We start from the raw sequence: 14,583 nt of genomic DNA on the forward strand, positions 1-14,583 counted from the left end.
TGTACATTTTCCCCAGTCTAGGCTGTGAAGGTGTCCGCAGGCTGACCGCCTCCTGACATTCTTGTCAGAAAATGCTTCAAGGGCCGAGTTCGTCATTCTCGTGGAGTTATTCGAATTTTGAATTACAGTTATAGCTAACGAAACTATGTAGACGACCTTCCGTCACCTATCTTGACGTCAGGTATCCGTCCCATTTGGGGCGATGCTGGAACGTTATCCAACGGGCTCCAGACACACGTTAATCCGCAGGATAAGGATCTGCTCGTACGTCCAGTTTGATTGAAGACCGCAAGACCGATAAGGAGATCCCCCTGTGGTGGATGTGCAGCAATTGTTGGACTCGATTCCCCCTGGCATCCCCTATGGCGACGACGATGCATGCGACGCCACCTTCTTTACGACGGCCAACTGACGCCCGAACACGAGCCAAAGGAAGCCGTTCATGGCAATCACGCAAAACAACCGTTTGGTACAGGTCGACAGTCCTCTCGGCGGCGATGTCCTGTTGTTGCAAGGCATGGAAGGCAGCGAAGAGTTGGGGCGGTTGTTCCACTACGAATTGGACCTGACCTCCGAAGACCGGGCGATCACGTTCGACCAGCTGCTGGGCAAGCCAATGGGCCTGACCCTGGAACTGTATGACGGCGGCAAACGCTACTTCCACGGCATTGTCTGCAGTTGCCGGCAACTGACCGGCCACGGCCAATTCGCCGGTTATCGCGTCAGTTTGCGCCCCTGGTTCTGGCTGCTCACGCGCACCTCCGATTGCCGGATTTTCCAGAACAAGACCGTGCCGGACATCATCAAGCAGGTGTTCCGCGACCTCGGTTTCTCCGATTTCGAGGACAGCCTGAGCGGCAGCTACCGCGAGTGGGAATATTGCGTGCAGTACCGCGAAACCAGCTTCGACTTCGTCAGTCGGTTGATGGAGCAGGAAGGCATCTATTACTACTTTCGCCATGAAGAGGCGCGCCATGTATTGGTGTTGGCCGACGCCTATGGCGCCCACTCCACGGCGCCAGACTATGCCTCGGTGCCCTTCTATCCACCTGATCGGCAAATGCGCGAGCGCGATCATTTCTACGACTGGCAACTGGCACGGGAAGTCCAACCCGGTTCGCTGGCCCTGAACGACTATGACTTCCTGCGCCCGCGCGCCAGTCTTGAGGTGCGCTCCAGCGTGCCGCGCAACCACACCAACGCCGACTACCCGCTCTACGACTACCCGGGTGAATACGTCCAGAGCAACGATGGCGATCACTACGCGCGTACCCGCATCGAAGCCATTCACAGCCAATTCGAGCGTGTGCAATTACGCGGTCGCGCCCGCGGAATCGGTTGCGGTCATGTGTTCACGCTGACGGGATACGACCGTGCCGACCAGAACCGTGAATACCTGGTGGTGACCGCCCGTTATCAGATCCGTCAGGATGCCTATGAAAGCGGCCAGTCGGACGTTGCCGAACAGTTCGTCAGCGAGCTGGACTGCATGGATGCCAGCCAAGTCTTCCGCCCTCTCCCCCTCACCCCTATGCCCATTGTTCGCGGGCCGCAGACTGCCGTGGTGGTCGGCCCCAGTGGCGAGGAGATCTGGACCGACCAATATGGCCGGGTCAAAGTGCATTTCCACTGGGATCGCCATGACCAGTCCAACGAAAACAGCTCCTGCTGGATTCGCGTGTCCCAGGCCTGGGCCGGCAAGAACTGGGGATCCGTGCAGCTCCCGCGGATCGGTCAGGAAGTGATCGTCAGTTTCCTCGAGGGCGATCCGGATCGGCCGATTATCACTGGCCGCGTCTACAACGCTGAACAGACCGTGCCCTACGGATTGCCGGCCAATGCCACCCAGAGCGGGGTGAAAAGTCGTTCAAGCAAGGGCGGTTCACCGGCCAACTTCAATGAAATCCGCATGGAGGACAAGAAAGGCTCGGAGCAACTGTTTATCCACGCCGAGAAGAACCAGGACATCGAGGTCGAGAACGACGAAACCCACTGGGTCGGCCATGATCGCCGCAAGACCATCGACAACGACGAGACCGTGCATGTCAAACACGACCGCACCGAAACCGTCGATAACAACGAAACCATCACCATTGGTGTGGATCGCAAGGAAAAGGTCGGCAATAACGAAACCATCTCCATCGGTGTGAACCGCACCGAGGATGTTGGCAGCAACGAGAAAATCACCATTGGCGCCAATCGCACCGAGAAAGTGGGCAGTAACGAGACCATCACCATCGGTGCCGACCGCACGGAAAAAGTCGGTGCCAACGAGAAAATCAGCATCGCCAGCAACCGCACCGAAGACGTGGGCGGCAACGAAACGATCAGCATCAGCGGCAACCGTAACGAAACGGTCCAGGGCAACGAAGGCATCGAGATCAACGGCAACCAGAGCACCCAGATTGGCCAGAACGAATCCCGCGACGTCGCCCAGAATCGCACCACCAACATCAATCAGAACGACAGCCTGGACGTGGGCAAGCATTTCTCCCTTACCGCCGGCGACTCCATCAGCCTGACCACGGGCGCGGCGAGCATCACCATGAAGAAGGACGGCACCATCGTGATCAGCGGCAAGAACATCACCATCGACGGCTCTGGCGCCATCAACATCAAGGCGAACAAGAACGTTGTCGTCAAAGGCCAGAAAATCCTGCAGAACTAGCCACGGAGTGGGCGCCATGACCGTTGAATATCATTTAGCCGTTTCCGCCACCGCCACGCCCGCGCGCGTGGATGGCGTCGTGATTGGGGTGCTGCTGGATGTGCCCAGTGCAGATGCCCCTGTGGTCGCCTTCCCTGGCTGCCCCGGCGAAACCGGTCTCGTCGCGCGCACCACCACCCCACTCGCCCGCGCAGACATCGGCGCCCAGGTCGCGCTGATGTTCGAGGCCGGCGACCTGAGCCGTCCGCTGGTGATCGGTCGCATCCAGCGTCTGCCGCAAACCACAACGCCAGCCGTCGCCCACCTGGACGGCGAACGCCTGGAGTTCACCGCGGAGCGGGAAATCGTCCTGCGCTGCGGCAAGGCCAGCATCACCCTCACCCGCGAGGGCAAGGTGCTGATTCGAGGGACCTATCTTTCGAACCGGTCATCCGGCGTGAATCGCATCAAGGGCGGTTCGGTGCAGATCAACTAGACAGGTAGTCGGCCTATGGAACTGCTCAACGCCAGCAAACTGCTTGCTGCCTACACCCAGGGCCTGGAGCCCGATGGCCGCGAATCCCTGGTGATAGTGGCCAAAGGCACGTTCAATTTGCCGCTGGACGGCCGTCCCGCAACCCTCGCCGACACCCAGCAACCGCTGCTGATGGCCGATACCTTCCTCGGCGAGCCGGGGCTCAGCGCTCCGCTACAGGAAATGGACTTCGCCCCGGTCAAGCCATTCTGCGATGTGCTGGTACGCGGCAAGGCCTATGCCCCAGGCGGGCGGCCCGTGACGCAGTTGGCAGCGGGCATTCGCATCGGTCAGATGAGCAAGGCCTTTTCCGTCCTCGGCCCCCGACAATGGCAACCGGGGCTATTGGGGGTTTCTCCCGGTTTACCGCAACCCTTTACCGAGCAGGACATCTCCTATGCCCAGGCCTACGGAGGTACCCATCCCATGGCCAAGAATCCGGATATGCGTCATTGCTACCCGGACAACCCAAGCGGTTGCGGTTGGTTCCCAGGCAGCATCGACAGTGCTGAAGTCGCTTACAAGCCAATGCCCAATACCGAGGAACTGGGCAAGCCGATCGACAGCCCCTCCGGCGACTTCCGCCCCATGGCTCTCGGCCCCCTGGGCCGTAGCTGGCCGCAACGCGCCCGCTTCGCCGGTACTTACGACGAAACCTGGCTGGCCGACTGCTTTCCGTTTCTGCCGCAAGATTTCGACCGTCGCTACTTCCAGGCGGCCCCTGACGATCAGCAGATTCCTTACCTGCGTGGCGGCGAGGACGTGCTGCTGCTCAACCTCACGCCCCAGGAGCGCGCGGGTTTTCGCATCCCTGAAATGGAGGTGCCGGTAACGTTCTTCTTGAAAAAAGGTGGCCATGAGACTGTGCAGGCGGTCATCGACACCCTGCTGATTGATACGGATGCGCTCCAGGTGCAGCTGACCTGGCGTGTCTCCCGGCCGCTGCGACGCAATATGTTCGAGATCGCCCAGGTGCTGGTCGGCACCATGTCCACGGGTTGGTGGCGCGCCCGTGAACTGGGCAAGGATTACTACCCGTCGCTCTCCTCCCTGGTAAAAGCCAAGCAGGCACCCGAGGAGGCGGACTGATGACCGCGCTTTGCATCATCGGCTCCGGCATGGTCAGCGCTGTCGGCCTTAGTGCAGCCGCGAGCTGCGCGGCGATCCGCTGCGCCATCGACAACTTTCAGGAAACTCGCTTTATTGACCAAGGTGGCGAATGGCTGATGGCCGCCAGCGTGTCTCTGGAACAGCCCTGGCGCGGCCGCACCAAGCTGATCAAGATGGCCGCCCGTGCCATCGCCGAGGCGCTACAAAGTACCCCCAACGTCGATCCGGAAAAGACTCCGCTGCTGCTGGGGGTAGCGGAAGCCGAGCGCCCCGGCCGCCTCAATGGTCTCGATAAGGGGCTGCTGCACGCCATCGAAGCCGAACTGGGCTTGCGCTTTCATCCCAGTTCCAACGTCATCGCCCGTGGACGGGTCAGCGCTGCCGTGGCCCTGCTTAATGCGCGTACGCTCATCTACCAAGGCGGCAATCGCCACGTACTGGTTGCTGGCGTCGACTCCTTTTTGAACGGACCGACGCTGGCCGCTTTCGAAGCACGCGAACGCCTGCTCACCAGCCAGAATTCCAACGGGTTTATCCCCGGCGAAGGCGCCGCCGCCGTGGTCCTGGCCGCCCCCGTTGCCAGCGAAGAGCCGCAACTGGTCTGCATGGGCCTGGGGTTCGGCGTGGAAAAGGCCACGGTGGAGGCCGAAGGCATTCCCCTGCGCGCCGAAGGCCTGACTCAAGCTGTACGGGCGGCGCTGAACGAAGCCGGCTGTGGGTTGGAGCAAATGGATTATCGGCTCACCGACATCTCCGGCGAGCAGTACTACTTCAAGGAAGCCTCCCTGGCCCTCAGCCGAACCTTGCGCGTACGCAAGGAGTTCTTCCATCTCTGGCACCCGGCCGACTGCATCGGCGAAGTCGGCGCCGCCATCGGCCCGGCCATGCTCGCCGTGGCGTTGGCCGCCAGTCGCAAGGGCTACGGCGAAGGTCCGAATATCTTCTGCCACCTCGGCAACGACGCCGGCGAACGCGCCGTTGCATTGCTCAGTTACCAGACTGTGAGGGCTGCGTAATGGCGAATGAGGTCTACGCCAACAATATGGAGGTTTCCTGCAAGGCGGCCGACGGCAAGTCGATCGCCTGTTTTCCGGATGTCTGCTTCACCCCGCCCCAAGCCCCGCCCACCCCGCTGGGGGTGCCGATTCCCTACCCCAATACTGGCTTGGCCAAGGACACCACCAGGGGTACGCGAACGGTGAAGATCAGTGGCAAGGAGGCCATGCTCAAGGATAAGAGTTATTTCAAGACCAGTTATGGGGATGAAGCTGGAAATGCGCCAAAAAAGGGGATCATCACCGGCAAGATCAAAGGGAAAGTCTATTTCACAGCCTGGTCGATGAATGTGAAGTTTGAAGCTGAAAACGTCGTGCGAAACATGGACCTGACCACCCATAACCACGGATCGACAAGCAACACCGGCCCTTGGCCTTATCAAGATGCAATTGCGATGGATACCGCTGGTCACCCTTGCCAACCAATGGCAAAGGATATTAAGACCCAATGCTCTGGTGCCAAAGACAAAAGCGCCAAGTGTTGTAGCAGCCGTAAATGCCTGCTTATGCCGAAGACCCCGAACCGTTGTTGCAACGGCGCGGATGGCAAACAGATGACAGGCCACCACCTGCTTCCATCCAAGGAATTCGTCGCACATGTCAACCGAGGCTCCACAGACGCAGCGACGAACTATGAATCGGACAAGGCTCCCTGTCTCTGTGTGGAAGGCCATAGCCATTCATTACGTACCGAGCATGGACAGGTAGGGTGCAATTACACCGTCGAAAGAAATGCTTGGCTCGCTAATCCTGCCAACCGAGGCAAGGCCTATACCCTGGCCGTCGGTTGCGAGGTAGGCGCGAAGTCGGCGGTTGGCAAAGTCAATGTTCCTCCCGGAGCCAAAGGATGTAACAAGGAGTGCCTGCAAAAGCAGCTGGAGAATGATCACCAGAAGATGGAATTGACGGTGAAACCCAACGATCCGCTGCCCAGAGCGAAACAGCCGCCACTCGCCATAGTATTGGACGATTAACAAGCACAGGATCTAATGAAGATGAACGGAATATCAGATGCGGAGTTTATTGACGGGGCCTTTATTCAGGAGGGCGTTAGTCCGGTCGCGGGTATCATCATCGCTACCTGTACCATTGGCGACGATTATGACAACCCAAAGAATAGGGTCGGCGTTAGAAAGCAGGATGCCTGGCTTGAGTTCGGATTGTCTGCAGAAGCTATTCTCTCGGTTGATGCCGCTATTGACGGCTCTGCTTACGTCTTGGGAGAGAACGGTTCAGTCGTGCGTTTCGATTGGAAATCGCCAACAACAAGAGAGGCGCTCAAAGCCTCGCGAAAGGCCTACGCAAACGCTGCCGTCAGTAACATCGGACCACTGCGCAGAATTCGGATCCTGGGTGACGATGTGATCTGCGCAGGATCTGTCGGCCAGGTCTATCGCTTGTTCGGCGATAGGTTCGAAACACTGCCGAAGTTAAGCGTGGGCAATCAGGATGTGACAATTGAGGATATCGCCGGAAGCAGTCGCAGCGACATGGTCGCTGTAACCTCCGATGGTTACGCTGCGCATTTCGACGGTACAAACTGGACCGTCCTTGATCTACCAACCAACGCAAGTCTTACCAGTATCTGTCGGCTGGACAACGGTCACTATGCCATTGCTGGCAAGAATGGGACTGTACTGATCGGCGTCGCAGATCAATGGTCCATTGTTCAGCCGATTGACACGATAAGAAGCTACTGGGGGATTGCGGCCTATAACGATGAAATATATGCAGCACATTTGGCCGGTGTGGACAAAGTCGCCGGACAGACTTTGATTGCCTTGGATATAGAAGAAGCAGACCTCCAATTCACAGTGCTTCGAAGCAGCACCGAAGGGGTATGGTCCTTTGCGGACAGAACGATTGGGTTAATCCGCGATGATCAATGGCAAACGATAATGAAGTAATGCGTGCCAAGGGCACGCCAAGTCATTCGAAGTTTCCTGTAGAAGAACCACTGGAGGCGTAACATTCAACATGCTAGTCACTTCCGTTGTTCTGGACCAACACGCCGAAGAAGCCAGCTTCCTTGCCGTCCTGCGCGACTACGCCCTGCGCGCCCCACACTACGATATCGACCACCTCGACAAACTCGATAACCGCCTCGACGCCCACCTCGACGGCTTGCGAATCGCAGCCCCTGGTGGTCTGGAAACGCTACTGACCCAGCTCGGACCACACGCTATCGGCGAGATGTTCGCCAGTGTGGTGCTGGCCTTCGAGACGGCCGATGCGAAAGTGCTGTCGCGGCTCAGCGAGCATTTGCGCAGTGCCTTGGAAACAGAACGCGGTTACCTGATGGCTTTGGGTTGGCTTGACTGGGAACGGGTATCGCCCTGGATCGAACGTATGCTCGCCTCCCCCGAGCCCCTGTTTCGCCGCCTCGGCCTCGCAGCCTGCGGTATGCATCGCCACGATCCAGGCCCCGCCCTGTTGGCCGTGCTTTCCGATGCCGACCCAAGCGTGCTGGCACGTGCCGCCCGCACGGCGGGCGAGCTGCGCCGGCGTGACCTGCTGCCGGCGATTCGTACCCATCGTCTGCATGAGAATGCGGCCACGCGCTTCTGGGCCAACTGGGCCACCGCACAGATGGGCGACGAGCAAGCCCTGGAGCCATTGCGACAATTCGCCGAACAACCGGGCGAGTTCCAGTACCGCGCGCTCTGCGTACTGCTGGCCTGGCAGGAACGCGAGCCCAGCGTCGCCTGGATACGCCAGTGGGTACAGGATCCCAGGGATCGGCGCATCGGCATCCAAGCCCTTGGGCTGCTGGGCGATCCGGTCTGCGTACCGTGGTTGATCCAGCAGATGAGCGACCTGCCCTATGCCCGGGTCGCCGGTGAAGCCTTCAGCCTGATCACCGGCGTTGACCTGGCGCTGCTCGACCTGGAACTGCTGGCCTTGCCGGATTTCGATGCGGGCCCGAACGATGACCCTGAAGACCCCAATGTCGCGATGGACCCCGACGAAAACCTGCCCTGGCCCGACCCGCAGTCAATCACCCACTGGTGGCAGGCCCACGGCGGCGATTTCCAGGTGGGCGTCGGTTATGTGCTGGGACAGCCCCAGAGTGAAAGCAGTTTTCAGCAAGCCCTTGCCCGAGGCCAGCAACGCCAGCGCATCGCCGCCGCCTGCGGCATCGCCCGCTATCGGCCAAACGAAGTACTTTTCCCCACGAGCGCACCGGCCTGGCGGCAAAAGCGCTTGTTGTTCGGGCGATGAGCAGGCGATATATCGGGCAATCCGCTGCCCTCCAGAAACAAAACACACCGCGAGAGCTTTGCTCTTGCAGGGTGTCTCGCCGACCACTGTGTCTTCAGTGGTTTTCAATCATGGTGGGGTTATTGCGCGCCCTGCTTTTCGATCAGCGCAGCGAGCAGCTTGTACTCCTCAGAAGACAGTTCGGTGAGCGGCGTACGTACCGGGCCTGCGTCATGGCCGACAATTCTTGCTCCGGCCTTGACGATACTGACCGCGTAACCCGCGTTGCGGTTACGGATGTCCAGATAGGGCAGGAAAAAATCGTCGATCATTTTGCCAACGGCCACATGATCTTCCCTGGCAATCGCGTGATAGAAATCCATCGCCAGTTTAGGGACGAAGTTGAACACCGCCGACGAGTACACCGGAACCCCCAGGGCCTTATAGGCCGCGGCATAGACCTCAGCCGTCGGCAGACCGCCCAGGTACGAGAGTCGATCACCCAGGCGACGACGGATCGACACCATCAACTCAACATCGCCCAGGCCATCCTTGTAGCCGATCAGATTCGGGCAGCGCTCGGCTAACCGTTCCAGAAGCGCAGCGGTCAGGCGGCACACGTTGCGGTTGTAAACCACCACGCCGATCTTGACCGATTTGCACACGGCCTCGACATGGGCAGCCACCCCCTCCTGGCTCGCCTCGGTCAAGTAATGAGGGAGCAGCAACAACCCTTTGGCCCCCAACCGCTCAGCCTCTTGCGCATATTGAATCGCCTGGCGCGTGGACCCGCCCACCCCCGCCAGGATCGGCACACTGCCGGCGCAGGTATCGACTGCGGTCTTGATGACTGCACTGTATTCATCGGCCGCCAGGGAAAAGAACTCCCCGGTTCCCCCTGCCGCAAACAGCGCGCTCGTGCCATACGGGGCCAACCATTCCAAGCGTCGCGCATACCCTGCGGCGTTGAATTCACCGCGGCTGTCGAAATCAGTCAGCGGGAACGAAAGCAGCCCCGAGGAAAGGACGGATTTAAGCTCAGATGGAGTCATTGTTTTATCACCTGTTTTGATTGTCATTGGAAAAGCAGTTGATGTCATACGTCATCATACAACAACAAATAAAACAACCTTTAAAGCTAATCACTCCAACTTTCGTCGCCCGCTTCCCAACTGATTACTATTCCTTATCTAACTAATAAGAACATTGACTTAGCCAGAAGTCCCAATGGCATTGACACAACTACGACGGAAGGAAAGACTTATTCATGTCGTACGACGACATATAACAAATAATAAAAAGGTGACCTTACTTATGCTCCGTTTGCATCTTCTTGCAGCGCGCTCCAATCGGCCCGGTGGCGCGGCTCTCCTTGCAATACCGCCGTTGCGCAGCTTCCATACCTTCAACTTGGTGCAAGCGCCATGAACGACGTCCTGAAACTCTATTTTCTAGCGCTGAAGGTATTGATCATTGCGTGCCTGGTTTGTATCACAGCGCTGATTTTCGCCAATGTCGTGTTGCGCTACGGCTTTAATTCCGGCCTGTTTTTCACTGAAGAAATTTCCAGGCTGGCATTCGTCTGGCTGGTCTTCGCCGGCTCCCAACTCATGCTTCATGAAAAGGGCCATATCGGCGTCGATATCCTGACCAGCCGTGTCTCGCCCAAGATAGCCAAACACCTGTTGACGTTGACCTTTCTGCTGATGCTGTTTGCCACTTCGCTGTTTCTCCAGGGCAGTTGGCAGCAGACAGTGATCAACCTGCATGTGGGCGCCCCTTCCACCGGAATATCCATGGGCTTGTTCTATGGCGCCGGGTTGGTCTTTTGCGTCTTGAGCACCCTGCTGCTCTGCGTTCAATTGGTGAAGCACTTGGCCACACCGGCCAGCGTGCCCTTGTCCTCAGCCGCACACGGGGTACTCAAATAATGGCCCTGGGCGTTTTTGTCGGCGTGCTGATGGCCGCCTTGCTCATAGGCGCGCCAATCGCCTATGCACTGATTCTCTGCGGCGTAGCCCTGATGTGGCTGCTCGGGTTGTTCGACGGCCAGATCATCGCGCAGAACATCATCAACTCGGCGGGCAGTTTCCCGTTGCTGGCCATTCCGCTGTTTATCATCGCCGGCGAGGTCATGAACAGCGGCGGCCTGTCCAAGCGCATCATCAACCTGGCCATTTCCCTGGTCGGGCATCTGCGCGGTGGCCTTGGCTACGTCACCATCTTCGCCGGGGTACTGCTCTCCAGCCTGTCGGGCTCGGCACTGGCCGATGCGGCGTCACTGACCGCACTGCTGCTGCCGATGATGGTCATCGCAGGCTACAACCGCAACCGATCTGGCGGCCTGATCGCCTCGGTCTCGGTGCTTGGCTCGATTATTCCACCCAGCATCGGTTTTGTGGTCCTGGGGGTCGCCTCCGGCTTGTCGATCACCAAACTGTTCCTGGCAGGTATCGCCCCGGGGCTGATGATCGCCGCTGCGCTGGTCATCACCTGGTGGCTGGTGTCCCGTCGCGACAAAGACGTCGAACTGAGTCCCAAGGCTTCTGGCAAGGAGCGCCTCAAGGCCTTGACCGACAGCACCTGGGCGCTGCTGTTGCCCGTGATCATTGTGGTCGGCCTGCGCTTCGGCATCGTGACGCCGACCGAGGCGGGTGCGGTGGCGAGTGTCTATGCGCTGCTGGTGTCGTCGCTGATCTACCGGGAACTGAGCCTGAAGTCATTCAGCGAATTGCTGTTGCGCGCAGGAAAAACGACCGCGGCCGTCATGTTCCTGGTCGCCGCCGCCTCGATCCCGGCCTGGATGATCACCATCGCGGACATCCCGGGGCAGATCATCGACCTCATTCAGCCGGTCATGGACAACCCGAAGCTGTTGATCGTGGTGCTCATGCTGCTGATTCTGCTGATCTCCATGGTCATGGACCTGACGCCGACGATTTTGCTGCTGGCGCCGATCCTCGTTCCTGTCGTAACCGCCGCGAACATCGACCCGATCTACTTTGGCGTGCTGTTCATGATCAATTGCTCCATCGGCCTGATTACCCCGCCCGTGGGCACGGTGCTCAACGTCGTCTGTGGCATCGGCAACATGCGCTACGAAGCGCTGCTCAAGGGCACCGTCCCGTTCCTGATCGCCGAAACCATCGTCCTTTTCCTGCTGGTGATCTTCCCCGACCTGGTCACCGTTCCAGCGCAATGGTTCGCCCACTAAAACAACCGACAAGAAAAAGGAAAAATCATGACCAAGCATCTAACCGTCCTGGCTGCCCTGCTGCTGTCCAGCAGTTTGAGTTTCGCCGCCGAGTACAACGCTCGCACCATCAAGTTTGCCGCCACCAGCCCGAAGGGAACGCCGCCGGCCATTGGCATGGAACTGTTTGCCAAGAAGGTCAATGAGCGCAGCGGCGGCAAGATCAAAGTGCGGACCTTCCCCAATGGCGTGCTGGGCGGCGACGTACAAGTGCTCTCCTCGCTACAGGGCGGCGTGGTGGAAATGATGACCTGGAACGCCGGCCTGATGCTCAATCATGTGACCGACTTCGGCATTCTCGATTTCCCCTTTATCTACACCGATACCGTCAAGGTCGACGCCATGCTCGATGGCGAAGTCGGCAAGATGCTGATCGACCAGTTGCCCGCGAAGAACCTGGTGGGCCTGGCGTTCTGGGAACTGGGCGTACGCAACTTGACCAATAACGTGCGGCCGGTGCAGAAGATGGAAGACATCGCCGGCCTGAAGATTCGCGCGCAACAATCGCCGTTGTTCCTGGATGTGTGGACGGCGCTCGGGGCGAATCCCACACCGCTGCCCTTCACCGAAGTTCACACCGCGCTCGAAACCCACACCGTGGACGGTCAGGAAAACCCGGCGGCCTTGATCCTCGCTTCAAGGTTCAATGAAGTGCAGAAATACCTCAGCCTGACCCATCACAACTACAACCCGCAGATCGTCCTGATCGGCAAGCCCTTCTGGGACAGCTTGAATGCCGATGAGAAGGCGCTGCTGACGGAGGTCGCCATGGAAGTGCGCCTTGAGCAACGGGAGATTTCCCGCCAGGCCGACAGCAGGACGATTGCCGAATTGCGCAGCGCCGGCATGCAAGTCAACGAACTGGCCCCCGAAGAGATCGCGCGCATCCAGCAGAAAATCCGCCCGGTGATCGACAAATACGCCGCGCAGATCAATCCGGAACTGGTGAAGAAAGTCTACACGGCCGTGGATTACCACCCGCAATAACTGCGCTGCGCTGAGCGCCCCACTCAGCGCACGCCTTCCAATCCATCACGAGGAAACCAAACCATGAAGATTTCGGTCGCACAGATCCACCCTGTTATTGGCAATCCGGTTCAAACCATCGACAACGTCGCTGAGCTGTCACGGCAAGCCGCAAAAGGAGGCTCGCGCCTGATCGTCTTTGCCGAATGCCTGCTGACCGGAGGCTCCTTCGACAGCCGCGAAGACCTGGCAAAAGGCGCCATCAGTATCGATGCCCTCAATCCCTTGCTGGAGGTCGCCGCTGAAACCGGCATCCATATTGTCGTCGGCTTCTATGAGCAATACGCCGACTCGATCTTCAATACCGCCGCGCTGCTGGGGCCCAAAGGAATCATCGGCCTGCATCGCAAGCGCCATCTGCCCTTCATGATCGGTGATCGCTTCACTGATCGCCCAGCCGAATGGACACCGCCGGTGTTCGACACTGAAATCGGCCGTATCGGCCTGGCGATCTGCTACGAAATCCGCTTCCCGGAAGTCGTACGCACCCTGGCACTGGAAGGGGCCGAGATTGTTGTCCTGCCCGCGGCATGGCCCGAGCAGGCGCGCCTGTTGCCGGACATTTTCAGTAACGTGCGCGCAGCCGAAAACATCGTCTATTTCGTCGCCTCGAACCGTAATGACATGGATGGCGGCATGCAGTTCATCGGCATGAGCCACATCATCGAACCGTCGGGCCAGACCTTGATCCGCGCCGGACAAGAGGACGGCATCTTCAGCGTCGACATCGACCTGGAGAAGGCGCGCAACAAGTCATTGATCCGCGACCCTGGTGTGTTCGAGATACACCCCTTCCGCGACCGTCTGCCAGAGACCTATCGCCTCTGACACGGCCGCCACCGATAACGCCTTCTCAGGTAATTGCAATGCACAAGAAGATCACCTCGCTGAAAGATCGAATGGCGGACGGCCCAACGTTCGGGATGAACATCTACAGTACGGCCTGCATGCCCATCGAAGTGGCTGGCAACTGGGGGCTGGACTTTGTCTTCATCGATGCCGAACACACCGCCCTGGGCGTCGATAAAGACCTGGAAAAACTGATTCTGGCGGCCCACCACGCCGCCATCCACAGCCTGGTTCGCGTTCGTGGCACCCTCGAATGGGACATCCGTAAAGCCCTGGAAATGGGCGCTGCCGGGGTCATCGTGCCCCAGGTCCACAACGCTGGGCAGATGCGGGAAATCATCCGCGTCAGCAAATTCCCACCGTTCGGCCGGCGTGGCGGCGACAGCTCGGTGCGCTCGGCGAATTACGCCGGCCCCGGATTTGACTGGGCCCGTTACACACAAGAGGAAAACGCCCGTGGCGTGATCGTACCCATGGCCGAGAGCTACGAGTTCTTCGACAACATCGATGAAATCCTTGATGTCGAAGGCATCGATGCGGTGCATTTCGGTCCGGCGGATTACTCGTTATCCCGCCAATTGCCGGTCGACTATCGCCTCGGTAACCCCGAAATCCAGGCACGTCTGGCGTTACTCATCGAGAAATGCCACAGACGCTCGATCCAAGTCATGGTGCCCTGCTTCCCAGCAGACACGGAAACAGCCAGGCGCCTGTTGGACATGGGCTGTGACATGTTGCTGATGGGCAGTGATCTCTCATGGCTGAATCAGGCGGGACACCACATCGCCGCGATCCAAAAAACGTTCCAAGGGACTCAACACACTTGCGTTTGAGGACACGCAACTTATAAATAACAATCCATAGTTCAAGGCCGAATCAATACATTGATTCGGCCTTGAATAAAAAC

At 58.8% G+C, this 14,583-nt stretch carries 13 protein-coding genes; 12 read left to right on the forward strand and 1 reads right to left on the reverse strand.

Annotated elements, in window-relative coordinates; translation table 11 throughout:
• Positions 1-442 precede the first annotated feature (442 nt).
• The 7 genes from AB4O22_RS11090 to AB4O22_RS11120 all read left to right on the forward strand — a co-directional run bounded on the left by AB4O22_RS11090 (position 443) and on the right by AB4O22_RS11120 (position 8,569).
• Entirely contained in the window at positions 443-2,668 is a 2,226-nt protein-coding gene (locus AB4O22_RS11090) for a type VI secretion system Vgr family protein (RefSeq protein ID WP_460096322.1), read from the forward strand.
• A gap of 16 nt (positions 2,669-2,684) precedes the next feature.
• Positions 2,685-3,143 carry a DUF6484 domain-containing protein gene (locus tag AB4O22_RS11095; RefSeq protein WP_460096324.1) on the forward strand — a complete coding sequence of 153 codons (459 nt, stop codon included), beginning with the start codon at positions 2,685-2,687 and terminating at the stop codon, positions 3,141-3,143.
• Between the two features lie 15 nt (positions 3,144-3,158).
• The gene (locus AB4O22_RS11100; RefSeq protein WP_223472294.1) at positions 3,159-4,271 is read left to right on the forward strand and encodes a DUF2169 family type VI secretion system accessory protein; all 1,113 of its coding nucleotides are present in this window, start codon (positions 3,159-3,161) and stop codon (positions 4,269-4,271) included.
• Positions 4,268-5,308 carry a beta-ketoacyl synthase N-terminal-like domain-containing protein gene (locus AB4O22_RS11105; protein ID WP_460097813.1) on the forward strand — a complete coding sequence of 347 codons (1,041 nt, stop codon included), beginning with the start codon at positions 4,268-4,270 and terminating at the stop codon, positions 5,306-5,308. The genes AB4O22_RS11100 and AB4O22_RS11105 overlap by 4 nt, the downstream gene beginning before the upstream one ends.
• The gene (locus AB4O22_RS11110) at positions 5,308-6,321 is read left to right on the forward strand and encodes a PAAR-like domain-containing protein (RefSeq protein WP_460096325.1); all 1,014 of its coding nucleotides are present in this window, start codon (positions 5,308-5,310) and stop codon (positions 6,319-6,321) included. Before AB4O22_RS11105 ends, AB4O22_RS11110 begins: the two co-directional genes overlap by 1 nt.
• Before the next feature lie 21 nt (positions 6,322-6,342).
• Positions 6,343-7,254: a Kelch repeat-containing protein gene (locus tag AB4O22_RS11115; RefSeq protein ID WP_223471518.1), complete on the forward strand. Its 912-nt coding sequence runs from the start codon at positions 6,343-6,345 to the stop codon at positions 7,252-7,254.
• A gap of 70 nt (positions 7,255-7,324) precedes the next feature.
• Positions 7,325-8,569 carry a TIGR02270 family protein gene (locus tag AB4O22_RS11120; RefSeq protein ID WP_223471519.1) on the forward strand — a complete coding sequence of 415 codons (1,245 nt, stop codon included), beginning with the start codon at positions 7,325-7,327 and terminating at the stop codon, positions 8,567-8,569.
• A 119-nt stretch (positions 8,570-8,688) separates the two neighbouring features.
• On the opposite strand, the gene kdgD is transcribed toward AB4O22_RS11120, so the two are convergent.
• On the reverse strand, positions 8,689-9,600 hold the full coding sequence (gene kdgD, locus AB4O22_RS11125; protein WP_223471520.1) for a 5-dehydro-4-deoxyglucarate dehydratase: 912 nt from the start codon (positions 9,598-9,600) through the stop codon (positions 8,689-8,691).
• 372 nt (positions 9,601-9,972) lie between these two features.
• Between kdgD and AB4O22_RS11130 the strand changes: the two genes are divergently transcribed.
• The 5 genes from AB4O22_RS11130 to AB4O22_RS11150 all read left to right on the forward strand — a co-directional run bounded on the left by AB4O22_RS11130 (position 9,973) and on the right by AB4O22_RS11150 (position 14,509).
• Positions 9,973-10,479, forward strand: coding sequence for a TRAP transporter small permease (locus tag AB4O22_RS11130; protein ID WP_460096326.1), 507 nt, complete (start codon positions 9,973-9,975; stop codon positions 10,477-10,479).
• Positions 10,479-11,762, forward strand: a complete 1,284-nt coding sequence (locus tag AB4O22_RS11135) for a TRAP transporter large permease subunit (protein WP_223471522.1) — start codon at positions 10,479-10,481, stop codon at positions 11,760-11,762. The genes AB4O22_RS11130 and AB4O22_RS11135 overlap by 1 nt, the downstream gene beginning before the upstream one ends.
• Positions 11,763-11,789: 27 nt before the next feature.
• Complete coding sequence (locus AB4O22_RS11140; protein ID WP_223471523.1) at positions 11,790-12,788, forward strand: TRAP transporter substrate-binding protein; 999 nt, start codon at positions 11,790-11,792, stop codon at positions 12,786-12,788.
• Positions 12,789-12,851: 63 nt separating this feature from the next.
• On the forward strand, positions 12,852-13,655 hold the full coding sequence (locus AB4O22_RS11145; protein WP_460096327.1) for a carbon-nitrogen hydrolase family protein: 804 nt from the start codon (positions 12,852-12,854) through the stop codon (positions 13,653-13,655).
• Between the two features lie 38 nt (positions 13,656-13,693).
• A complete protein-coding gene (locus tag AB4O22_RS11150) occupies positions 13,694-14,509 on the forward strand; it encodes an HpcH/HpaI aldolase family protein (protein ID WP_223471525.1) in 816 nt (271 codons plus the stop codon).
• Positions 14,510-14,583: the final 74 nt, after the last annotated feature.

This window comes from Pseudomonas sp. S3_B11 (assembly GCF_054667715.1).

What these genes read in the sequence shown, in the direction of transcription:
- AB4O22_RS11090 (WP_460096322.1), top strand. Translation starts at nt 443, where the DNA reads ATGGCAATCACGCAAAACAACCGTTTGGTACAGGTCGACAGTCCTCTC.
- AB4O22_RS11095 (WP_460096324.1), top strand. Translation starts at nt 2,685, where the DNA reads ATGACCGTTGAATATCATTTAGCCGTTTCCGCCACCGCCACGCCCGCG.
- AB4O22_RS11100 (WP_223472294.1), top strand. Translation starts at nt 3,159, where the DNA reads ATGGAACTGCTCAACGCCAGCAAACTGCTTGCTGCCTACACCCAGGGC.
- AB4O22_RS11110 (WP_460096325.1), top strand. Translation starts at nt 5,308, where the DNA reads ATGGCGAATGAGGTCTACGCCAACAATATGGAGGTTTCCTGCAAGGCG.
- AB4O22_RS11115 (WP_223471518.1), top strand. Translation starts at nt 6,343, where the DNA reads ATGAACGGAATATCAGATGCGGAGTTTATTGACGGGGCCTTTATTCAG.
- AB4O22_RS11120 (WP_223471519.1), top strand. Translation starts at nt 7,325, where the DNA reads ATGCTAGTCACTTCCGTTGTTCTGGACCAACACGCCGAAGAAGCCAGC.
- kdgD (WP_223471520.1), bottom strand. Translation starts at nt 9,600, where the DNA reads ATGACTCCATCTGAGCTTAAATCCGTCCTTTCCTCGGGGCTGCTTTCG.
- AB4O22_RS11130 (WP_460096326.1), top strand. Translation starts at nt 9,973, where the DNA reads ATGAACGACGTCCTGAAACTCTATTTTCTAGCGCTGAAGGTATTGATC.
- AB4O22_RS11135 (WP_223471522.1), top strand. Translation starts at nt 10,479, where the DNA reads ATGGCCCTGGGCGTTTTTGTCGGCGTGCTGATGGCCGCCTTGCTCATA.
- AB4O22_RS11140 (WP_223471523.1), top strand. Translation starts at nt 11,790, where the DNA reads ATGACCAAGCATCTAACCGTCCTGGCTGCCCTGCTGCTGTCCAGCAGT.
- AB4O22_RS11145 (WP_460096327.1), top strand. Translation starts at nt 12,852, where the DNA reads ATGAAGATTTCGGTCGCACAGATCCACCCTGTTATTGGCAATCCGGTT.
- AB4O22_RS11150 (WP_223471525.1), top strand. Translation starts at nt 13,694, where the DNA reads ATGCACAAGAAGATCACCTCGCTGAAAGATCGAATGGCGGACGGCCCA.